The 21150-nt window shown below is 75.1% G+C and carries 16 protein-coding genes; 4 read left to right on the forward strand and 12 right to left on the reverse strand.

The features are described 5' to 3' along the window. Positions 1-83 precede the first annotated feature (83 nt). Both NRO40_RS12255 and NRO40_RS12265 read right to left on the reverse strand, forming a co-directional pair. The gene (locus tag NRO40_RS12255) at positions 84-2324 is read right to left on the reverse strand and encodes an MMPL family transporter (protein WP_058943960.1); all 2241 of its coding nucleotides are present in this window, start codon (positions 2322-2324) and stop codon (positions 84-86) included. A gap of 289 nt (positions 2325-2613) precedes the next feature. Next, on the reverse strand, positions 2614-3186 hold the full coding sequence (locus NRO40_RS12265) for a TetR/AcrR family transcriptional regulator (RefSeq protein WP_058943961.1): 573 nt from the start codon (positions 3184-3186) through the stop codon (positions 2614-2616). A gap of 156 nt (positions 3187-3342) precedes the next feature. Here NRO40_RS12265 and NRO40_RS12270 point away from each other — a divergent pair, with 156 nt between their 5' ends. Then, entirely contained in the window at positions 3343-6609 is a 3267-nt protein-coding gene (locus NRO40_RS12270; RefSeq protein ID WP_058943962.1) for a S41 family peptidase, read from the forward strand. A gap of 431 nt (positions 6610-7040) precedes the next feature. Here NRO40_RS12270 and NRO40_RS12275 read toward each other — a convergent pair whose 3' ends face one another. The 4 genes from NRO40_RS12275 to NRO40_RS12290 form a co-directional block, all read right to left on the reverse strand. Further along, positions 7041-7292 carry a hypothetical protein gene (locus NRO40_RS12275; protein ID WP_058943963.1) on the reverse strand — a complete coding sequence of 84 codons (252 nt, stop codon included), beginning with the start codon at positions 7290-7292 and terminating at the stop codon, positions 7041-7043. A 92-nt stretch (positions 7293-7384) separates the two neighbouring features. Beyond that, positions 7385-8266 carry an SDR family oxidoreductase gene (locus tag NRO40_RS12280; protein WP_058943964.1) on the reverse strand — a complete coding sequence of 294 codons (882 nt, stop codon included), beginning with the start codon at positions 8264-8266 and terminating at the stop codon, positions 7385-7387. Continuing rightward, positions 8263-9165 (reverse strand): alpha/beta fold hydrolase, encoded by a 903-nt coding sequence (locus tag NRO40_RS12285; RefSeq protein ID WP_058943974.1) that lies wholly within the window; start codon positions 9163-9165, stop codon positions 8263-8265. The genes NRO40_RS12280 and NRO40_RS12285 overlap by 4 nt, the downstream gene beginning before the upstream one ends. Before the next feature lie 17 nt (positions 9166-9182). Continuing rightward, complete coding sequence (locus NRO40_RS12290) at positions 9183-10727, reverse strand: flavin-containing monooxygenase (RefSeq protein WP_058943965.1); 1545 nt, start codon at positions 10725-10727, stop codon at positions 9183-9185. A 155-nt stretch (positions 10728-10882) separates the two neighbouring features. Here NRO40_RS12290 and NRO40_RS12295 point away from each other — a divergent pair, with 155 nt between their 5' ends. Then, entirely contained in the window at positions 10883-11512 is a 630-nt protein-coding gene (locus NRO40_RS12295) for a MerR family transcriptional regulator (RefSeq protein WP_058943975.1), read from the forward strand. Between the two features lie 153 nt (positions 11513-11665). Here NRO40_RS12295 and NRO40_RS12300 read toward each other — a convergent pair whose 3' ends face one another. The 4 genes from NRO40_RS12300 to NRO40_RS12315 all read right to left on the reverse strand — a co-directional run bounded on the left by NRO40_RS12300 (position 11666) and on the right by NRO40_RS12315 (position 15343). Further along, complete coding sequence (locus NRO40_RS12300; RefSeq protein ID WP_058943966.1) at positions 11666-12766, reverse strand: DUF6528 family protein; 1101 nt, start codon at positions 12764-12766, stop codon at positions 11666-11668. Positions 12767-12916: 150 nt separating this feature from the next. Beyond that, complete coding sequence (locus tag NRO40_RS12305; RefSeq protein ID WP_058943967.1) at positions 12917-13834, reverse strand: helix-turn-helix transcriptional regulator; 918 nt, start codon at positions 13832-13834, stop codon at positions 12917-12919. A gap of 91 nt (positions 13835-13925) precedes the next feature. Then, a complete protein-coding gene (locus NRO40_RS12310; RefSeq protein ID WP_058943968.1) occupies positions 13926-14198 on the reverse strand; it encodes a hypothetical protein in 273 nt (90 codons plus the stop codon). Positions 14199-14545: 347 nt separating this feature from the next. Continuing rightward, positions 14546-15343, reverse strand: a complete 798-nt coding sequence (locus NRO40_RS12315; protein ID WP_058943969.1) for an exodeoxyribonuclease III — start codon at positions 15341-15343, stop codon at positions 14546-14548. 70 nt (positions 15344-15413) lie between these two features. Here NRO40_RS12315 and NRO40_RS12320 point away from each other — a divergent pair, with 70 nt between their 5' ends. Both NRO40_RS12320 and NRO40_RS12325 read left to right on the forward strand, forming a co-directional pair. Beyond that, entirely contained in the window at positions 15414-15899 is a 486-nt protein-coding gene (locus NRO40_RS12320) for a GNAT family N-acetyltransferase (RefSeq protein ID WP_058943970.1), read from the forward strand. A 158-nt stretch (positions 15900-16057) separates the two neighbouring features. Continuing rightward, entirely contained in the window at positions 16058-17071 is a 1014-nt protein-coding gene (locus NRO40_RS12325) for a trypsin-like serine peptidase (protein ID WP_058943971.1), read from the forward strand. A 402-nt stretch (positions 17072-17473) separates the two neighbouring features. On the opposite strand, the gene NRO40_RS12330 is transcribed toward NRO40_RS12325, so the two are convergent. Continuing rightward, positions 17474-19360 carry an RICIN domain-containing protein gene (locus NRO40_RS12330; RefSeq protein ID WP_257375408.1) on the reverse strand — a complete coding sequence of 629 codons (1887 nt, stop codon included), beginning with the start codon at positions 19358-19360 and terminating at the stop codon, positions 17474-17476. A 240-nt stretch (positions 19361-19600) separates the two neighbouring features. Next, positions 19601-21058, reverse strand: a complete 1458-nt coding sequence (gene aspA / locus NRO40_RS12335) for an aspartate ammonia-lyase (protein WP_058941752.1) — start codon at positions 21056-21058, stop codon at positions 19601-19603. Positions 21059-21150: the final 92 nt, after the last annotated feature.

The following is a 21150-nucleotide window of genomic DNA, read 5'->3' on the forward strand; positions in this document are numbered from 1 at the left end:
GCCCCCGCCGGGACGGCGGGGAAAGGGGCCACCCGGCCGGCCCCGGCGGGCGGGCCGGGTGACCCCCGTGCGTCACGGGCCCGTCAGGCGCGGACGAGTTCCCGGTCCTGGTCGGCGTCCGGGCCGCCGTCCCCGGCGAGCCGCTTGCGGAGCCTGTCGCCCTCGACGTCGACGTCGGGCAGGACGCGGTCCAGCCAGCGCGGCAGCCACCACGCCTTGTGGCCGAGCAGGGCGAGCACGGCCGGGACGATGGCCATGCGGACGACGAAGGCGTCGAAGAGGACGGCCACGGCGAGGCCGAAGCCGATCATCTTCACCATCTGCTCGCTCGCGCCGATGAAGCCGGCGAAGACGGCGATCATGATGACGGCGGCGGCGGTGACGACCCGGGCGCCGTGCCGGAAGCCGGTGACGATCGCCTCGCCGGGACGCTCCCCGTGGACGTACGCCTCCCGCATGCGGGTGACGAGGAAGACCTCGTAGTCCATGGCGAGGCCGAAGACGACGCCGACCATGAAGATCGGCATCATGCTCATGATCGGGCCGGTCTGCTCCACGCCGAAGACCGAGCCGAGCCAGCCCCACTGGAAGACGGCGACGACGGCGCCGAGGGCGGCGACCACGGAGAGCAGGAAGCCGAGGGCGGCCTTGAGCGGTACCAGCACCGACCGGAAGACGACCATCAGCAGCAGGAAGGCGAGGCCCACGACGAGCGCGAGGTAGGGCGGCAGCGCGTCGTTCATCTTCTGCGAGAAGTCGATGTTCATCGCGGTCTGGCCGGTGACGAGGACGTGGTCGCCGGTGGTCTCGCGGATGTCGTGGACCAGTTCCTCGGTCTCCGGTGAGGACGGGCGGTCCTTCGGCACGACGGTGATCATGGCCGTGTCGCCGGCCTTGTTGGGCGTGGGCGGGGTGACGGCGGCGACGCCGTCCAGGCCCTTGATCCGGTCGGCGGCCTTCGCGGCGGCGTCACCGTCGCCGTCGACGACGACCATCAGGGGGCCGTTGGAGCCGGGGCCGAACCCGTCGGACAGCAGGTCGTAGGCGCGGCGCTGGGTGGTGGAGGTGGGCTGGGCGCCGTCGTCGGGCAGGCCCATCTCCAGGGAGGCGGCGGGGACGGCGAGGGCGCCGAGGCCGATGACGCCGACGAGGAGGACGGCGACCGGGCGGCGCAGCACGAAGCGCGCCCAGCGGGTACCGGCGTTGGGGCGTTCGTCGGCGGGCCGGTCGGCGTCCGCCTTCCCCGTGTCCACGGCCGGGGTGCGGTCGGCGGCGGTGGCCGGGGCACGGTCGGCGGCGGCCTTGCGGGCCTTGCGGCCGACGACGCGCCGGCCCGCGTAGCCGAGGAGCGCGGGGATGAGGGTCAGCGCGATGAGCACGGCGATGGCGACGGTGCCGGCGGCGGCGACGCCCATCTTCGTGAGCATCGGGATGTCGACGACGGCGAGACCGACGAGGGCGATGACGACGGTGAGGCCGGCGAAGACGACCGCCGAGCCGGCGGTGCCGACGGCGCGGCCCGCGGCGTCCTCCCCTTCGCGGCCCTCGGCGAGTTCGGCGCGGTAGCGGGAGACGATGAACAGCGCGTAGTCGATGCCGACGGCGAGGCCGATCATCGTGGCGAGCGTGCCGGTGGTGGAGCCGAGGTCCAGCGCGCCGGCGAGCGCGGTGATGGACGAGACGCCGATGCCGACGCCTATGAGGGCGGTGAGCAGCGGCAGCCCGGCGGCGACGAGCGAGCCGAAGGTGACGACGAGGACGATCCCGGCGACGACCACGCCGATGATCTCGCCGGTGCCCGTCTGCGGCACGGTCTGCAGGGCGTCGCCGCCGATCTCCACGGTGAGGCCGCCGTCGCGGGCCGCCTCACCGGTCCGGTTGAGCGCCGCGCGGGTGGCCTCGGTGAGCTCCATCCCGTTGACCTTGTACGACACGTGGATGTACGCGGTCGTGCCGTCGCGCGAGACGGCCTGGGCGGTGTACGGGTCGGTGACGTTCGCGACCTCGTCGGAGCCGGACCGCAGGTCGGCGACGGCCTTCTCGACGCGGGCCCGGTTCGCCGGGTCGGTCATCTTCTGCCCGTCGGGCGCCTTGAAGACGACGCGCGCGGTGGCGCCGTCGGCGCTGCCGCCGGGGAACCGTTCCTCCAGCAGGTCGAAGGCCTTCTGGGCCTCCGTGCCGGGCATCGAGAAGGAGCTGGACGTGGGTGCGGGCGCGGACGCCGCGCCGACTCCGGCGAGGGCCAGCAGCGCGACCCACAGCAGGGTCACGAGGTGGCGGCGCCGGAAGGCGAACCGTCCGAGACGGTAGAGGAACGTGGCCACTGGGGCGTACTCCCGAGGTGAGTGGGACAGGTCAGGACAGGGGGAGTCGGCCCGACAGCGTGAGCGGTGCGCGTCAGGTACTGCGGTACTGCGGGTCCTGCGGTCGTGCGGTGCCGCGGCCGCTCCGGGGGCGGAGCGGAGCGGCGGCACCGGCCCGGTCGGCGGGACCGGTGCGGCGGGCCGGGCCGGCTGGCTGCCGGCGGGCCCGTCGGGCGGGGGCGCGGTCCGGCGCGGGGAACGCCGGGGCCGGCCGGCCCGGGTGGCCGCCCGGGGCGGGCGGCGCGGTGCGTCAGACGCCGAGCGCGGGGAGCACCACGGCGTCGACGTACGTCATGAGGTACGCCTGGTCGACCGGCCGGTCCTCGATGAGGGGGCGGGCGACGACGGCGCCGATCATCATGTGCGGGACCAGGTCGAGCGCCGGGTTGTCGGCGGCGACCTCGCCCCGCTCCACCGCGCGCCGCAGCACCTGGCCGAGCCCGGTCACCTCGGGTTCGATCAGCAGCTCGCGCAGCGCCTGGAGGAGTTCGGGGTTGTCGCCGATGGCGTGGGCGAGGCCCCGCATCATCGCGGAGTCCTTCTCCATGCGGCAGTCGTCGGTGCGCGCGACCATCTCGTGGAAGTCGCCCCGGAGAGTCCCGGTGTCGATCTCCGCGATCCGGACGGGCTCGTGGTGCCGCAGCGACTGGGCGACCAGCTCGGGCTTGCTCCCCCACTGGCGGTAGAGGGTGGCCTTGCTGGAGTGGCTGCGGGCGGCGATGGCGTCCATGGTGAGGCCGTCGTACCCGACCTCCCCGAGGAGGTCGATGACGGCTTGGTACAGCTCGGACTCGCGTTGCGGGGTGAGTCTGCTGCGGGCCATGGGCGCTTCCATCCGAACGAAACGGTTTCGTACACCCGCAGCGTAGATCACCCGACGAGCGAAACGAAACCGTTTCGTACGTGGCCTGGGTCACGAACACCAGAGCGGTCGGCCGGTCGAGTTGCCACTCCCCCGCGGCGCGGAAAGCATGGCAGGGTGAGCAGCGACGGCGCGTACCTCCGGTATCCCCACCTCCACCAGGACCTGCTGTGCTTCGCGGTCGAGGACGACCTGTGGATCGCCCCGCTGGTCCCCGAGGGCGCCGCGCCCGGCCGGGCGTGGCGGCTCACCGTCGACCGGACGCGGATCGGGCACCCCCGCTTCTCGCCGGACGGACGGCACATCGCCTACACGAGCTGGCGCAGCCTCGACCCGGAGATCCACCTGGTGCCGGTGGAGGGCGGCCCGGCGCGGCGGCTCACCTACTGGGGCTCGCTCGACACCCGGGTGTGCGGCTGGGACCCGGACGGCAACATCCTGGCGGTGGCCTCGCACGGCCAGCCGTTCTCGCACTTCTCCTGGGCGTACAAGGTCGGCGTCGACGGCAGCCCCGGCCGGCGCCTGCCGTGGGGGCCGTGCGCCGACATCCAGGTCGCCGACGCCGACGGCGAGCACCGCACCCTGCTGCTCACCGGGAAGCCGCCGCACGAGCCGGCCGCCTGGAAGCGGTACCGGGGCGGCGCGTCGGGCCGGCTGTGGCTGCACGGGCGGCGGCTCCTGCCGGACCTCCGCGGCCACCTGGACTGCGCGATGTTCGTCGGTGACCGGATCGCCTTCCTCTCCGACCACGAGGGCGTCGGCAACCTCTACTCGTGCCGGCACGACGGCTCCGACCTGCGCCGCCACACCGACCACGACGCCCACTACGCCCGGCACGCCTCCTCGGACGGGCGGCGGGTCGTCTACCAGTGCGCGGGCGACCTGTGGATGGTGGACGCCCTGACCCCCGACTCCCGCCCGCGGCGGCTCGCGGTGCGGCTCGGCGGCCAGCGCCCCGGCCGGCGCCGGTACAGCGTGCCGGCCGCCGGGCACCTCCAGTCGGTGGCCGTCGACGAGACGGGCCGGGCCAGCGCGGTCTGCGTGCGCGGCAGCCTGTACTGGCTCACGCACCGCGACGGGCCCGCCCGGTGCATCGCGGACACCCCGGGGGTGCGGGTGCGGCTGCCGGAGATGCTCGACGGCGGACGCGTCGCCTACGTGACGGACGCGGACGGCGAGGACGCCGTCGAGATCGCCCACCTGCCGCGCGCCAGCGGCGAGCGCGAGCCGCGCCGGCTGGCCGGCGGCGCGCTGGGGCGCGTCCTGGAGCTGGTGTCGGACCCGGACGGGGAGCGGCTGGCCATCGCCTCGCACGACGGGCGGCTGCTGCTGCTGGACGCGTCGGAGGAGTCGGGCGGCGAGGTGACGGAGCTGGTCCGGTCGGACAACGGGCCGGTCAGGGACCTCGCGTTCTCCCCGGACGGGGCGTGGCTGACCTGGTCGCACCCGTTCATCGGCCGGTCGCTGCGGCAGATCCGGATGGCCCGCATCAAGGACGGGCTGGTGGTCGACGTGACCAACGGCCGCTTCGAGGACGAGAGCCCGGTGTTCACCCGGGACGGCCGCTACCTCGCGTTCCTGTCGTGGCGGGGCTTCGACCCGGTGTACGACGTGCACACCGGTGACCTGTCGTTCCCGCTGGGCTGCCGCCCGTACCTGGTGCCGCTCTCCTCGACGACGCCGTCGCCGTTCGCCCTCTCCCCGGAGGGCCGCCCGGCGGCGGGCGGGCTGGACGCGGACGCCGAGGAGCGGGCGGGTGACGGCACGGTCCTGGTCGAGGTGGAGGGGCTGGAGAGCCGCGTCACGCCGTTCCCGGTGGCCGCGTCGAAGTACTCGTCGCTGCACCCGGTGAGCGGCGGCGGCCTGGTGTGGCTGCGCTGGCCCATCTCCGGCGCCCTGGGCGAGACCTTCGTCAACCCCTCGGACCCCTCGGAGCGGCCGACGCTGGAGCACTTCAACCTCACCAAGGCCCGCAAGACGGAACTGGTCGGCCACCTCGACTCGTTCGCCGTCAGCGGCGACGGCACCCGGATCGTCGTGGTCGACGAGGGCGAGCTGCGCGCCATGCCCGCCAACGAGGTCGGCGACCCCGACACCACCGTGTACGTCGACGCGCGCCGCATCCGGCACGAGGTCGACCCGGGCGCGGAGTGGCGGCAGGCGTACGCGGAGGCGGGCCGCATCACCCGGGCCCACTTCTGGGACCCGGGCATGGGCGGCATCGACTGGGACGGCGTCCTCGACCAGTACCGGCCGCTGGTGGACCGGGTGGCGACGCCGGACGAGTTCGCCGACCTGCTGCGGGAGGTCCTCGGCGAGCTGGGCACGTCCCACGCGTACGTCACGCCCTCCCGCCGCAACGAGGGCCCGCCGCACTACCAGCGGGCGATGGGCCTGCTCGGCGCCAACCTGGTGTGCCGGGACGGCCGGTGGGTGGTGCGGCGGATCCTGGCGGGCGACTCCTCCGACTCCAAGGCCCGTTCGCCGCTGGCCGGTACGGGCATCCGGGAGGGCGCGGTCCTCACGCACGTGGACGGCCGGCCGGTGGACCCGGTGGCGGGCCCGTACCCGCTGCTCGCCGCCGCGGGCGGGACGACGGTGGAGCTGACGTTCGCCCCGCCGGAGAGCGCCGACGGGGACGCCGGCGGGGGCCGGCCGCGGCGCGTCGCCGTGGTGCCGCTCGTCGACGAGCGTCCGCTGCGCTACCAGGACTGGGTGGCCAAGCGACGGGAGGTCGTGCGCGAACTCAGCGACGGCCGCTGCGGCTACCTGCACATCCCCGACATGGGAGGCTCCGGCTGGGCGCAGTTCAACCGCGACCTGCGCCTGGAGGTGTCGCGGCCGGCGCTCATCGTCGACGTGCGCGGCAACGCCGGCGGCCACATCAGCGAGCTGGTCGTCGAGAAGCTGACCCGCCGCATCCTCGGCTGGGACCTCACGCGCAACGCGCAGCCGGTCTCCTACGCGTCCAACTCGCCGCGCGGTCCGGTCGTCGCGCTCGCCGACGAGGCGACCTCCTCGGACGGCGACATGATCACGGCGGTGTTCAAGCTCCAGGGGCTCGGCCCGGTCATCGGCCAGCGCACCTGGGGCGGCGTCGTCGGCATGACGGGGCGCCACCGCCTGGGTGACGGCACGGTCATCACCGTGCCGATGAACGCGGCGTGGTTCGAGGCGTACGGCTGGGGCGTGGAGAACCACGGCGTGGAGCCGGACATCGAGGTCGAACGGACGCCGCTGGACTGGGCGGAGGGCCGCCACCGGCAGCTGGCGGACGCGGTCGAGGTGGCGCTGGGCCTGCTCGCCGAGCACCCGGCGTCCCGCCCTCCGGACTACTCGTCCGTCCCCGACCTCCGCCGCCCGGCGCTGCCGCCCCGGGGGTGACCCCCGGGTCCACGCCCGGTGCCCCGGCCCCTTGTGCCGGGGCACGGCCGTGCCGTACGGACGCCGGGGCGCCGCGAGTTGCGGAGCCCGGCACGGAGTGCGCCCCCGCCGACGACCGACGACCGACGACGCACACCCCACCCGGCGACCGCCGAGAAACGCCGGCCCGACCACGCCCGGCTCCCCGGCCGCCACAAGCGCCACCCCGCCCACACCCCCGGCCACAGCCCCACGACGGCCGACGGCGGACGCCCCACCCCGCAACCACCGAGAAACGCCGACCCCCGACCGCCCCCGGCCCACCCGACCACCGCAAGCGGCACCCCACCCACCACCCCCGGCCGCAACCCCCACCGGCCTCAGCGCACGTCAGGCACGCCGAACCCCCTCGGACAGGCAGCCCTGTCCGAGGGGGTCACGTCAGGCGTCGGTCAGACGTCCCTGCTCTGGTCGAGGCGGTCGCGCTCGCGCGCGGCGCGCGACATGACGTCCGTGTCCATGTCGCGGTCCTCGGGACGGCCGCGCTGCGGCTGCTGCGGCTGCTGGGGCTGCTGGGGCTGCTGCGGCTGCTTGCCCTTGCGCTGCATGCGCTCCTGCGCCTCGTCCTTCATGCCCTGCGCGCGCTGCTTGCCCTGCTGCTGCAGCTGCTCGGCCTTGTCCTTGAACTGGTCAGAGATGCCCATCCGGGTCTCACTCCTACGAGGTGGGGGGAACGGGGTCTTCATCGGCCCCGCGCCGCCCAGCCTGGCACGCCCGGTCACCCTGCGCATGTCGATCAGTCACGCTCCGCACGCGCCCGTTCGTCCGCGGCGCCGCCCGCCCCGACGAGCCCGGTGGGGACGTGCCCGAGCCGGGGTCCGAAGCGGCGCATCTCCCGCGGCCCGACGGTGGCGATGAGTCCCGGCAGGCAGCCGCGCACGGACTGCATGCCGCGCAGCCACCACTGGGCGTAGACGTGGGGGGCCCGCCGCTCGATGCCGGCGACGATCCGGTCGACGGCCGGGCCGAGCGGGTAGGTGCGGTTCGCCGGCCAGGGCAGGCGGCGGCGCAACTCCCGCATGACGTCGTCCTGGTCGGCGCCGCGGACCATGTCGGTGTCCGTCCAGGAGAGGTAGCCGACGCCGACGCGGACGCCGCGGTGGGCGACTTCGGCGCGCAGGCTGTGCGCGAACGCCTCGACGCCGGACTTCGACGCGCAGTACGCCGTCATCATCGGGGCGGGGGTGATCGCGGCCAGCGAGGCGATCTGGAGGAAGTAGCCGCGGCTCTCGGTGAGTACGGGGAGGAACGCGCGGCCGGTGACGGCGCCGCCGACGAGGTTGACCTCGATGACGCGCCGCCATGCGACGGGGTCGGAGTCGGCGAACGGGCCGCCCGCCGCGACGCCCGCGTTGGCGACGACGACGTCGACCTTGCCGAAGCGTTCCTTCACCTCCAGTGCGACGCGTCCCATCGCCTCGTGGTCGGTGACGTCCGCGTGCCACCAGTCGCTCTCGGTGTGGAGGCGTTCGGACACCCGCTTCAGCTCGTCGGGTTCGAGTCCGACGAGCGCGACCCGCGCGCCGCGTGCGGAGAGTTTGCGCGCCAGCAGTTCCCCGACGCCGCGCGCGGCGCCGGTGACGACCGCGACCTGCCCTTCGAGGCTGGTCCTGCTCATACGGCTTCCTCTTCCCTGTGGTCGTCGCGGTCCCGCGGGCCGGGCGCGCGGGTGCCGAGGTGGGCGGCGGCCAGGCCGCGTATCCGCGCGGTGACCGCCTCGGGCGCCTCGACGGGGGTCATGTGGCCGATGCCGGGCAGTTCGTCGAGCCCGGCGCACCGCGGGAGGGCGGCGGCGAGGCGGCGGGCGTGGACGGCCGGGGTGAGCCGGTCGGCGGTGCCGACGAGGACGGCGGTGGGCACGTCGAGTCCGCGTACGCCGGCCTCCACGTCGAGCCCGGCGAGCACGTGCGACCAGGCGACGCGCACGGCACGCGGACAGGCGTGCACGATGCGGGCGCACTCGGCGACGCGGGCGGGGTCCGCGCCGGGGCCCATGGTGGCGTACTTGAGGAGGGCCTTCGACGCGGCGGTGACCGGTCCGAGCGGGACACGGGCACCCAGGACGAGCCCGGTGAGCCAGGTGCGCGGACGCCCGGGGCGCAGGGGAAGGACGCGGGACTCGGCTATCAGCCGGGAGGCGCCGGTGCTGCACAGCAGGGCGGCGGCGGCGTGGGCGCGGAAGGCGGGGCGTCCGGCGGCGGCCATGAGGGTCATGCCGCCCATGGAGTGGCCGGCGAGGACGGCCTTCTCGCCGGGGGCGAGGGCGGCGGTCAGCACCGCCTCCAGGTCGTCGGCGAGGGCGCGTATGGAGTGGCCCTCCCGGGCCGCGGCGGCGGTGCGGCCGTGTCCGCGCTGGTCGTAGACGACGACCCGGTGGTCGGTGGAGAGGTCGCGCACCTGGGCGGCCCAGAAGGCGGTGGAACAGGTCCAGCCGTGGGCGAGGACGACGGCGGGGGCGCCGTCGGGGCCGTGCACCTCGACGTGGAGGCGGTGGCCGTCGGCGGAGAGGGCGGTCATGGTCCGCGGGGCCGTGGTCACGCCACCGCCCCCTCGCGGCCGGCGCCGGCGGTGCCGGATGTGCCGGCGGTCTCGCGGGGCGCCCGCACGACCTCGTACTCGGCGAGGTCGACGCTCCGTGTGGCGCGCCGGAACTCGGCGGTCGTGCCCGGCCACAGGGTGGTGTTGCGGCCGTTGGCGTCGAGGTACCAGCTGTCGCAGCCGCCGGACTTCCACACGGTGCGCTCCATGCGGGCCTGCAGGCGCCGGTTCCAGGCGGCGACGGCGGACGGCCGGGGGGCCAGGGCGCGGCCCTCGCCGAGGAGGTCGAGCCGGTGCAGGAAGTCGGCCATGTAGTTCAGCTGGGACTCGATCATGAGGATCATCGAGGAGTTCCCCAGGCCGGTGTTCGGGCCGATGATCGTCATCCAGTTGGGGAAGCCGGCCGCGGTGGCGCCGCGCAGCGACTCCATGCCGTCCTTCCACGCCTCGGCGAGGGTGAGGCCGTCGGCGCCGACGACCCGGTCGGCGATCGGCATGTCGGTGACGTGGAAGCCGGTGCCGAAGACGATCGCGTCGACCTCGGCCTCGGTGCCGTCGGCGCCGACGGCGACGCGGCCGCGCACCTCGGCGAGGCCCGCGGCGACGACGTCGACGTTCGGGCGGGCGAGCGCCGGATAGTAGTCGTTGGAGAGCAGGATCCGCTTGCAGCCGATGCGGTAGGACGGGGTCAGTTTGGCGCGCAGCGCCGGGTCCTTCACGGCGCGGCGCATGTTGGCCTTCGCGACCGACTCGACCAGGCCCAGTTCGCCGGGGCGCTTGGTGAAGGCGCTGACCTGGAGTTCGCGGATGCCCCACAGGATGCCGCGGCGGGCCTGGCCGGTGAAGGGCAGCTGCCGGTGCAGCCAGCGTTCCACGCCGGTGATGGGGCGGTCGACGCGCGGCATGACCCAGGCGGGGGTGCGCTGGAAGAGGGTGAGGCGGCCGACGCGCGGCTGGACGGCGGGGACGATCTGGATGGCGGAGGCGCCGGTGCCGACCATGGCGACGCGCTTGCCGGTGAGGTCGTAGTCGTGGTCCCAGCGGGCGGAGTGGAAGACCGTGCCGCCCTCCTCGCGGAACCGGTCGAGGCCGGGGAGGTTGGGGACCTTCGGGTCGGAGAGCGGGCCGGTCGCGGAGACGACCACGTCGGCGGTGAGGGTGCCGCGGGACGTCTCGATCTCCCAGCGCAGCGCGTCCGCGTCCCAGCGCATCAGCAGCACCTCGTGCCCGAGGCGCAGGTGCGGGCGGAGCCCGAAGGTGTCGGTGACGCGCTCCAGGTAGGCCCGGATGTGCGGCTGCCCGGAGAAGGTGCGGGGCCAGTCCGGATTGGGGGCGAAGGAGAAGGAGTACAGGTGGGACGGCACGTCGCAGGCGCAGCCCGGGTAGCTGTTGTCCCGCCAGGTGCCGCCGACGGAGTCGGACCGCTCCAGGACGACGAAGTCGGTGATCCCCTCGCGGCGCAGCCGGACCGCGGCGCCCAGGCCGCCGAAGCCGGATCCGATCACCGCCACCCGTACGTGTTCGCGCGCGTGCTCGCTCATGCCGCCTCCCGAAGACTCTGCCAGCAATCACTGGCACTGTCCGGGAGGGTAGAACAGCTCACTACCGAGCGGTAGGGGTCCGGTCGGGAAAGTTACCCACGGTACGTCATAGGCTGGCGCACGTGTCGAACGAGGGCGAGGACCGTGAGTACCGCATGGAGGAGTTGGCCGAGGCGGCCGGTATCACCCCTCGTACGCTGCGGTTCTACCGCGAACGCGGACTGATCCCGCCGCCCCGCCGCGAGGGCCGCATCGCCTGGTACGGGCCGCACCACCTGGCCCGGCTGCGCACCGTCGCCGCCCTGCTGGAGCGCGGCCACACCCTCAACGGCATCGCGGACCTGGCGTCCGCGTTCGAGAGCGGCCGCGACGTGGGCGAGGTCCTGGGGCTCGGCGAGCCGACGGAGGAGGAACCGGTGCGGCTCACCCCCGAGCAGCTGGCCGACCACTTCGGCGACCAGGTCACCGCGGAGAACTTCGCCGCCGCCCTCGACCTCGGCTACCTCGCGACGGACGGCGAGGAAATCGTCCACGTCAGCCGCCGCCTGCTGGACGTGTCGTCCGCGCTGGTCGACGAGGGGGTGCCGCTGGCGGCGGTCCTCGCGGCGGCCCGCCGGGTGCGCCACCACGCCGACGCCCTGGCGGAGCTGTTCACCGACCTCCTGCGTGCCCACGCCCGCGACGGGGACGTCGACCGGCTGCGCCCGCTCGCGAAGAGCGTCGTGGAGGCCGAGCTGTCGATGGCCCTGGACCGCCGACTGCGGGCCCGGGACGCGAAGGCGTGAGCGCGGCCCCGGGCGCCGAGGCGCGGCCCGGGGCGCGGGCCCGGGGTACGGGGCGCGGGCCCGGGGTACGGGGTACGGGGCGCGGGCCCGGGGTACGGGGCGCGGGCCCGGGGTACGGGGCGCAGGCCCGGGGCGTGGAGGCGTGAGCGCGACTCAGGGTGTCCGGCCGGTCGGCAGCCGCCACCAGCGGGCCTTGTAGATCCCGCCACCCGCCAACCGGTACACCCCGGTCGGCTCCCCCGCGCCCCCCGACGGCCTTCCGAGGCTCCCCGGCGGCAGTACCGCCGGACCCGCCGGACCCGCCGGGCCCGGCCGGTGCACGGTGACGCCGGTCGTCCACCAGTCCTCGGTGAGCCCCGGCTCGGGCACGGTCGACAGGACCTGCCCGGTGAGCGGGTCGTCGCCGACGGCCTTCACCCGCGCGCGGCTCACCGCGGGGGCACCCGGGTAGTCCCGCACGAAGGCGCGGCGGCTCTTCACGTACTGGTACACCGCCGTCCCGGTGCTCACCCACAGCCGGTCCGGGTCGCGCGCCACCTGCCCGAGGTCGTGCCCGCCCGGCTCCGGCAGCCGTACCTCGTCCACCGGGCGCAGCCGGGGCCGCCCGCCGACGGTACCGGCCCGCAGCGCCACCAGCCGGTCGCCGCCCAGCGCCCACAGGACGCCGCGCCGCCCGTCCCACTGCAGGCCGTGCGCGTCGGGCAGCGCGAAGTCGGCGGAGGCGTCGCCGGGCGGCGGCGCGTACAGCCGGACGAGGCCGCCGGTGCTGCCCGCGACGGCGACGGAGCCGTCCGGCAGCAGCTCGGCGCTGTGCGGGTTGACGCGCAGGGTGCCCGGGGCGAGGGCGCGGGCCCAGTACCGGTCGCCGGAGGGGTACGCGACGACCGCGGCGAACCCGTACGACGCGGTCGTCAGCACGTACGTCCGGCCCCGCCACCGCCGCACCTTGGCCTCGTCGGGGTGGACCCAGCTCCGCTCCGGCGCGAGGTCGGCGTAGCGCGGGTCGCCGAGCGGCGTGAACGCCCACCGCTCGGCCGCCGGGCCCCACACCCGCCGCCGCCCGTCGAACACGACGAGCCGCCGCGTGGCCTGCTCCGTGACGATCACGTCGGGCGTACCGGCCGGCACGCCGGCCTCCGGCGGGACGCCGGGGGTGGGCCGGACGGCGGGGGTGGCCCGGACGGCGGGGATGGACAGGACGGCGGTGGCGACGGTGGCGAGCGCGACGAGCGCCGCGAGGTGGACGGCCGGCATCCGCCCCACGCTGCCACCGACCCGCCCCGAGACGGGGACGGCACGCCAGGGACGCCGCCGCCGGAGCGACGGACGGACAGCCGCGCCCGACCGTACGCGGCCCCGACAGCGGCACCGCCGGCGGCGGTGCCGCCAAGGACGCCGGCGAGGTCAGGCCGCGATGGCCAGGCGGCGCTGGATGGGCGGGACGTCCTCCTCGGCCGTCTCCGACGGCTCCAGGGCGAACGCCGCCTGCGGGTGCTCCTGCACCAGGCGGAGCCAGTCGCCGACCGTGGACCCCCGGGGCACGATCACGGTCTCGGCCGGGCCGAGCGGCGCGCGCGTGGACAGCACGGTGGCCGTGAACTGGTCGGTCGCCGTGACGAGGATGACGTCGTGCCCGAAGCTCGACACGCGCTCCATCACCCCGCGGGCCGGTTCGTCCGGGTCCGCGACCACGACGACGTGTGCGCCCTGCGCGTCCGTGGTGTGGGCGTAGCGCGCCAGGTACTCCAGGAAACCGGGGACGTGCTTGCCGTGCAGCTCGGCGAGGACCCGGTCGCGACCGGCCTGGTAGCCGGGGGTCTCGGCGGCGGTGAAGCTCAGGGTGAAGGAGACGGCGCCGGCCAGGGCGACGTCGATCTCCGCCATCTCCGCACGCGTGGGGTAGACGGCGCCGTCGTCGAGCCCGCGGGCGGCGAGCCACGCGTTGACCTCGCTCCACAGCCAGGCCCGCGACCGGCCCACGGTCCCCTCGGGAACGGGGAACGGCTCGCCCCCCGCCCGGCGGTCGCCGGCGATCCACTGGCTGACGTTCTGCCGGGTGCGCCCCGTCCGCTCGGCGATCTCGTGCACGCCCACGAGGTCGCGATCCAGCCGGCGCACGCGCAGGTGGGGCACGACGGCGCGGGCGGCGGACGCGGCGGTCAGCGCCGCCTCGACGGCCGAGCCGCCGGAGCCGGTGATGCTCAGGAGGTCCACGCCACCGGCCCGGGCCAACAGCGCGTCGCACCGCTCCAGCAGGGCGTCGACGGCGGCCTGGTCGTCCACGTCCGCGCCGGAGACGACAAAGGTGAAGTCGTAGTCCATGGTTGGCCCCCTAGTCCTTCACCACAGTCCCAGAGCTGTTGACATTCGTCAACAGAAGAATGGGGCGAAAGCAGGACATACGTTCCCTGGCCTACTCGCGAGGCCGACCCGTGAGACTGCGGCTCGGCGCGCTCTCGGGGAGGGGGCACCGGGACGCCATGCGGTCGATCCGACGGGCGTGCGTGCCGTCGTTCTGCGGCGATCCGGAGACGGGGATGGTGGTGCAGCCCGCCCCGCACGGGCAGTACAGCCTCCCCCAGTGCCCCTCCTTGCGCAGGGCCCAGCCCAGGGCCGTCCACTTCTCCAGGACCCTGCGGACCTCCTTGCGGGGATGGTCCGACGCCTTGAGGTCGCGACCCGTCATCCGGTCACCGCCCCGGCCCGGCGGTGGCGGTCGCGCGGTATCCCCCGCCCCGGCGGCGACAGGCGTGCGGCCCGCGGCGGAGCGGTGCGGGGATGGGCAGGTACCACGGGAGATTGCGCTCCTCTAGTGCAGGCCGCGCGAGGACACGACTCTCCCGCGAGCAAGAACACCTACGTGTCGGAGTGGTGACACTCCGCCATCAGAACGATACTCCAGATGGCGGACATCCCGTCAGAAGCTTCACCGACACCGCTCGGTTTGTGCACCGGCCCGCTCAACTCCGGAAGCACCCCACCACCGGGCGGCCGGACCGACCACCCCTCACGACCGGACCGACCGACCGCCCCTCACGGCCCGTAGACCGCCGTCACGGGGGCGTGGTCCGACCAGCGGTCGGCGTGCGTCGCGGCGCGCTCGACGTGGGCCTTCAGGGCGCGGGCCGCGAGGCCGGGGGTGGCGACGTGGTAGTCGATGCGCCAGCCCGCGTCGTTGTCGAAGGCGCGACCGCGATAGGACCACCAGGTGTAGGGGCCCTCCTGGTCGGGGTGGAGGGCGCGGACCACGTCGACGTACCCCACCTCGTCGAAGACGCGGCCGAGCCAGGCGCGCTCCTCGGGGAGGAAGCCGGCGTTCTTCCGGTTGGCCTTCCAGTTCTTCAGGTCGGCCTCCTGGTGGGCGATGTTCCAGTCGCCGCAGACGACGACCTCACGGCCGTCGGCGGCCGCCCGCTCCCGCAGCTCCTTCAGGTAGGGGAGGAAGGCGTCCATGAAGCGGACCTTCTCGTCCTGCCGCTCGGTGCCGACCTCGCCGGAGGGCAGGTAGAGGCTGGCGACGGTGACGCCCGGCAGGTCGGCCTCCAGGTAGCGGCCGGACGCGTCGAACTCGCTCACCCCGAAGCCGACCCGCACGGCGTCCGGCTCGCGCCGCGTGTAGAGGGACACGCCCGCGCGGCCCTTGGCGGCGGCCGGCGCGTGCGCCGCGAACCAGCCCTCGGGCGCCCGGACCGCCTCGGGGAGCTGCGCCTCCTGGGCCCGCACCTCCTGCAGGCACACCACGTCGGCGGCCGTGTCGGCCAGCCACTCCACGAATCCCTTCCCCGCGGCGGCGCGCAGGCCGTTGACATTGACGGTCGTCACAGTGAGCATCCCGGCACAATACGACAGGCCACCCGACCGTCCGACCGCCCGGCTCTCGCATAGAAGTACGATTCCCTGCATGAATATTCAACGTGTCCCCTTCGACCACCCCGACGCGGTCAAGCTGAACGACGAGGTCCAGCTGGAGTACGCCCGGCGCTACGGCGACGAGGGGGACCTCACGTACCTCGACCCGGACATGTTCCGGCCGCCGCGGGGCCTGTACCTGATCGCGTACGACGAGCGCGACCGGCCGGTCGCGACCGGCGGATGGCGCACCCAGGACGAGAACGACGAGGGGTACGCGGACGGCGACGCCGAGCTGAAGCGGATGTACGTGGTCCCCCAGGCGCGCGGCCACGGTCTGGCGCGGCACGTGCTCGGCCTGCTGGAGGAGGACGCCCGCGCCGCGGGCCGGCTGCGCATGGTCCTGGAGACCGGCGACCAGCAGCCGGAGGCGATAGCCCTGTACACCTCCAGTGGTTATGCGCCCTGTGCCAAGTTCGGCTACTACCGGACACACGAGAGCAGCCTCTGTTTCGCGAAACCGTTGACGGGTCAGTAATAAGTCAGTGACGCGCCCCTGACAATCACACCGGAGCGTGGCACGCTGCCTCACACAGCGATCCGGTACCGCGATCCGCACAGGCATCCCCCTTCGTCACCCCCCACTCCCCTGCCCGGACGGCCGACGGCCGCCGGGCACGGCAGAAGGAGACACGTGTGATGCGTCATCGCCCCTCCGCAGCCGCCCTGCTCCCCGCCGGAGCCCTGCTCGTGGCCGCGCTGACCGCCGCCCCTCCGGCGGGCGCGGCCCCCGCCCCCGACGCGCCCGCGCCCGGCGCCGCGGCCCACGCGGTACCGGCGGCCGAGCAGCAGGGCGCGGCCGGGTTCTGGACCGCCGAACGGATGCGCGGGGCGGCGCCGTTCGACCTGGCGCCCACCCCGGCCCGACTGGCGACGCTCAAGCCGCCGAAGCCCGGCGGCCCGACGACGACGGTCGCGCCGACCGCCGCGGCGGGGGCTTCCGCGGGCGCGGCGGCGGGCACCCTGGCCTTCCCGCAGGCCGGCGGCGCGTGGACCGGCGGCGGGGCGGTCGTGAAGACGTCGGGCCGGGTGTTCTTCACCCACCAGGGCCGTACGGCGTCCTGCTCCGGCAACGCCGTGACCAGCAAGAACCAGTCGACGGTCATCACCGCCGGGCACTGCGTGAAGTACCAGGGCAGCTGGCACACCAACTGGGTCTTCGTGCCGGCGTACGACAACGGCCAGGCTCCGTACGGGCAGTGGACGGCGACGAAGACGCTCACCACGCCGCAGTGGCAGGCCAACGAGGACATCAACCACGACGTCGGCGCCGCCGTCGTCGCCCCGCTGAACGGCCGGACCCTCACATCGGTCACCGGCGCGCAGGGCGTCCAGTTCAACGGCGGCTACAACAAGGCGATGTACGCCTTCGGCTTCCCGGCGGCGTCCCCGTACGACGGCTCCAAGCTCGTGTACTGCAGCGGGAACTCCTCCAAGGACTTCCTCTTCTCGCAGGACCACTCCCTCGGCTGCAACATGACGGGCGGGTCGAGCGGCGGGCCGTGGTTCACCGGCTTCAGCGAGGCGACGGGCACCGGGCTGCAGGTGTCGGTGAACAGCTTCGGCTACACCTTCCTGCCGAACCGCATGTTCGGGCCGTACTTCGGCAACGAGGCGCAGGCCCTGTACGACCAGGCCCAGGGGTCCTGACCCCGCCACCGGCCCCACGCGCCCCGGTCGCTTCCCGCGCCTCCGGGACGCCACCGCGCCACGACGGCCCGCCGGACCACCCGGCGGGCCGTCGCCGTCGCCGCGGCCCGTGCGCGCGCCGTCGCCGTCGTGACCGCCGTTCGCCGCCGACGGGGTGTCCGCACGCTGCGGCAGGGCAGGCGAGGCGCGCGAGTGCCGGGGTGTCACCGGGAGCCCCCGCGGCGGGACCGGGGTGTCCATCGGGGGCCCGTGCGGCAGGGCGCGCCGGTGCCGGGGTGTCCATGGAGGACCCCGTGCGGCGGGGCGGGGTGTCCTCCGGGCGTGCGGCGGTGGCGGAGCGTCCACCGGGGGCGGTCCGTGCGGCGGGGCGCGGCGGGGCCGGGGTGTCCGCCGGACCGGGCGTCAGGCGGGGGCGGCTCCCGGCCCGCTCACCGCCCCGGCGCCGGCACCCGGGGCCGAGCCCGTACCGGGCGGGGTCGCCGGGGCCGAACGCGGCGCGGCGGAGCGGGGTGCGGCCGGCGGGTGGGAACCGGCGGGGCCGGACGGGGGTACGGCCCCGGGCGCGGCGGGCGGGGGCGCGGCGGAGTGGGCCGCGTCGGTCAGCCAGTGCTGGGCGGGCGAGCCGTCGCGCAGCCGCACCACCACGCTCGCCCCGGCGGCGGGCGCGGCCGGGGCGAGGGCGAGACGCCCGTCCCGGCGCGGCACCACCGTGCCCTGGACGGTGAGGTCGTACCGCACGTCCGGCGAATTCGGCACACACGCGCCGAGGACGACCGTTCCCTCGGGCCGCCCCGCGTCGGCGCACAGTCCGGGCGCGGCGGCGTTGCGCAGCAGCCCGTCCGGCTCGTAGGACCACAGCTGCGTGGCCGCGCCCGAGCACTCCGCCACGACCAGTTCCGCCCCGGCGACCGGAATGCCGCCGCGGACGTCCAGGCACGCGCCGCCCGCCCCGGTGCCGCGCAGCCGGGTGCGCAGGGCGCCCGGCACGGGGTGGCCGGCCTGCGCGGGCGGCGGCGGGGTCACGGCGGGCGGCGGCGGGGCGGTGCGGGGCGGGGGCGGGGTGGGCGCGCCGTCCGCGGTGGGGGTGGCGGTGCCGGCGGGCGGCCGCGCGGCCGGCGGGCCGGCGCCGTCCGGCCACAGGGCGGCGGCGACGGCCGCGACGGCCACCGCGGCGACGGTGGCGGCGACGGCCACTCCCGCCCCGGACGTCCGCGGGGCGGCGCCGCCGGAGCCGCGTCCCGGCGCGGCGCCCCGCCACCGCAGTCCGGCGGCGACGCGGCCGCGCAGGGCGGCTGTGTGCCGCCCGGCCCGGTGTCCGCCGCCGGGACCGCCGCGCGGCCGGCGGCGGGCGGGGCGCGAGTCGAGGTAGCGGGCGGCGCCCTCGCCGAGGACCGCCTCGGCGAGCAGCAGGGGCAGCCGGGCGTCGAAGTGGCGCAGCTGGTCGGCGGCGTACCGGCAGTGCGGGCAGCGCGCCAGGTGGCGCACGATGTCGGGGATGAGCGGGCCGGTGCGGCGCAGCGAGATGTCGAGGAGCCGCCCGTAGTGGCGGCACTCCGCGTCCGGGGCCAGTTCGTGGTGGGCGGCCACGCAGCCGGCGCGCAGGCGCTCCCGCGCCTCGGCGAGCGCCTCGGACGCGTCGCGCGGGTCGAGGGCGAGGAGCGCGGCGGGGATGGACAGTCCCTCCCCCTCGACCTCGCGGTGCCACAGCAGCACTTGGGCCGGTACGGGCAGGGCGCGGAAGGCGCGGGCGGTCAGGAGGCGGTCGTCACCCGGTTCCGCGGGGGCCTGGATGCCGGGCAGCGCCGCGGTGAGGGGAGTGCTGGCGGCCCAGGCGCGCAGCACCCGGCGGGCGGCGACCAGGAACAGGGGGCGCAGGGCGGTCGCGGCGCCGTCGGAGTTCCCACCGCCCGCGTCCCCGAAACCGGTGTTCCCGAGACCCCCGCTCCCGAGGCCCGCGTTCCCCCGGCCCGCTTTCCCTTCGCCGATGGTTCCGCCTCCGGAGGGTCCGTCGCCGGGAGTTCCGGCGTCGAAGGTTCCGCCGTCGCCGATTCCGCCGCCTGTGACGCGGAGGGTTTCCAGCGCCCGGGAGAACGCCGTCGCCGCGACGATTTCCGCGGTCGCGCGCGAGGGGGTGAACAGGGACGCGTAGTCCAGTACCGGTTGCCAATGGCGGGCCGTCAGCGCTGCCGCGGGGAAGGGGTCCGGGTCCCGCTCCACGGCTCCGAGGTGCAGCGCCGCGGCCAGTCGGGCGTCGGAACCCCCGGATATCGGCCCGTGGGAATTCTGCATGGGCGTCTTTCCGTCCGGAAAAGAGTGGGGGTCGCCTCAATGGTTCGTACCTGCACGGACGGATCGTCGTGGGAAAGCGTCCGCTCGGTGGAAAAAGTCGCCTGGTGGGCCGTGAGGGGCCTCACCTTTACACAACTTCCCCGTACGGAACAAGAGTTCCTCGGAGTACGCCTGCCACCCCGGCGACGGGTATTGCGTACCGGGGTGGCGGCGGGATCGGCAGGGCGGGCCCGTGGCTCGTCAGCGGGCGTGCGGGCGAGCGATGTTGTCCGGGTGGAGGATCTCGCGCAGCCGGGCCTCCGTCAGCAGGCCGCGCTCCAGGACCAGTTCCTGGACGCTGCGGCCGGAGCCGAGGGCGTCCTGGGCGACGGCGGTGGCCTGCTCGTAACCGATGTGCGGGTTGAGCGCGGTCACCAGGCCGATGGAGTGGGCGACGAGGTGGGCGAGGTGGTCGCGGTTGGCGGTGATGCCGGTGACGCACCGCTCGGCGAGCGTCAGACAGCCGGCCCGTAGATGGGTGAGGCTCTTGAGCAGGCTGTGCGCGATGAGCGGCTCGAAGGCGTTCAGCTGGAGCTGCCCCGCCTCCGCCGCCATGGTCACCGCCATGTCGTTGCCGATGACCTCGAACGCGATCTGGTTGACGACCTCGGGCACGACCGGGTTGACCTTGCCGGGCATGATGCTGGAACCGGCCTGCACGGGCGGCAGGTTGATCTCCCCGAACCCGGCGCGCGGCCCGCAGGACAGCAGGCGCAGGTCGTTGCAGGTCTTGGAGAGCTTGACGGCGATCCGCTTCAGGACGCCCGAGAGCTGGACGAACGCGCCGGCGTCCTGGGTGGCCTCGACGAGGTCGTCGGCGGTGGTCAGCGGCAGCCCGGTGAGGGCGCGCAGGTGGCGGGAGGCGAGCGCCGCGTACTCGGGGTGGGCGTTGAGGCCGGTGCCGATGGCGGTGCCGCCGAGGTTGATCTCGCGGATCAGCGCGCACGCCTCGGCGAGCCGCTTGCGGTCCTCCTCCAGCATGACCGCGTACGTGGCGAACTCCTGGCCGAGCGTCATCGGCACGGCGTCCTGGAGCTGGGTGCGGCCCATCTTCAGGACGTCGGCGAACTCCTCCGCCTTGGCGGCGAACGCGGCCCGCAGCACCTCCATGGCGTCGAGGAGGCGCTGCGCGGTGAAGTCCAGGGCGATCTTGACGGCCGTCGGGTAGACGTCGTTGGTGCTCTGCCCGGCGTTGACGTCCTCCAGCGGATGGAGCCGCCCGTAGTCGCCGCGGGCGTGGCCGAGGAGTTCCAGCGCCCGGTTGGCGACGACCTCGTTGGCGTTCATGTTGGTGGAGGTGCCGGCGCCGCCCTGGATGACGTCGACGACGAAGGCGTCGTGGAGCTTGCCGGCGCGGATCTCCTCGCAGGCGGCGACGATCGCGTCGGCCTTGTGCGGCTCCAGGAGGCCGAGGTCGCGGTTGGCGAGCGCGGCGGCCTGCTTGACGCAGGCGAGGGCGGTGACCAGCTCCGGGTAGGCGGAGATCGGCGTGCCGGTGATCGGGAAGTTCTCGACGGCGCGCAGGGTGTGGACGCCGTAGTACGCGTCTGCGGGGACGTCGCGGTCGCCGAGCAGGTCGTGCTCCACGCGGAACGCGGCGGCGGCCGGGGTGGAGGCGTCGGTCGGGACGGGGGCGGGGGCGTCGGGCGTGGTGGCCATGGCGGCGGTACGGCTTCCTGTCGGCGGGTGGAGCGGCGGGGCGGCCCGGGGGCGCCCGGGCACGGCGGGCGGTGCGGCCCGTTGGGCGGGGC

The organism is Streptomyces changanensis, from assembly GCF_024600715.1.
GTDB classification, from domain to species: Bacteria; Actinomycetota; Actinomycetes; order Streptomycetales; family Streptomycetaceae; genus Streptomyces; species Streptomyces changanensis.

Bases quoted from the DNA above. Each gene is read 5' to 3' on its own strand.
- NRO40_RS12265 (WP_058943961.1), bottom strand. From the start codon at position 3,186: ATGGCCCGCAGCAGACTCACCCCGCAACGCGAGTCCGAGCTGTACCAA.
- NRO40_RS12275 (WP_058943963.1), bottom strand. From the start codon at position 7,292: ATGGGCATCTCTGACCAGTTCAAGGACAAGGCCGAGCAGCTGCAGCAG.
- NRO40_RS12280 (WP_058943964.1), bottom strand. From the start codon at position 8,266: ATGAGCAGGACCAGCCTCGAAGGGCAGGTCGCGGTCGTCACCGGCGCC.
- NRO40_RS12285 (WP_058943974.1), bottom strand. From the start codon at position 9,165: ATGACCGCCCTCTCCGCCGACGGCCACCGCCTCCACGTCGAGGTGCAC.
- NRO40_RS12290 (WP_058943965.1), bottom strand. From the start codon at position 10,727: ATGAGCGAGCACGCGCGCGAACACGTACGGGTGGCGGTGATCGGATCC.
- NRO40_RS12295 (WP_058943975.1), top strand. From the start codon at position 10,883: ATGGAGGAGTTGGCCGAGGCGGCCGGTATCACCCCTCGTACGCTGCGG.
- NRO40_RS12300 (WP_058943966.1), bottom strand. From the start codon at position 12,766: ATGCCGGCCGTCCACCTCGCGGCGCTCGTCGCGCTCGCCACCGTCGCC.
- NRO40_RS12305 (WP_058943967.1), bottom strand. From the start codon at position 13,834: ATGGACTACGACTTCACCTTTGTCGTCTCCGGCGCGGACGTGGACGAC.
- NRO40_RS12310 (WP_058943968.1), bottom strand. From the start codon at position 14,198: ATGACGGGTCGCGACCTCAAGGCGTCGGACCATCCCCGCAAGGAGGTC.
- NRO40_RS12315 (WP_058943969.1), bottom strand. From the start codon at position 15,343: ATGCTCACTGTGACGACCGTCAATGTCAACGGCCTGCGCGCCGCCGCG.
- NRO40_RS12320 (WP_058943970.1), top strand. From the start codon at position 15,414: ATGAATATTCAACGTGTCCCCTTCGACCACCCCGACGCGGTCAAGCTG.
- NRO40_RS12330 (WP_257375408.1), bottom strand. From the start codon at position 19,360: ATGCAGAATTCCCACGGGCCGATATCCGGGGGTTCCGACGCCCGACTG.
- aspA (WP_058941752.1), bottom strand. From the start codon at position 21,058: ATGGCCACCACGCCCGACGCCCCCGCCCCCGTCCCGACCGACGCCTCC.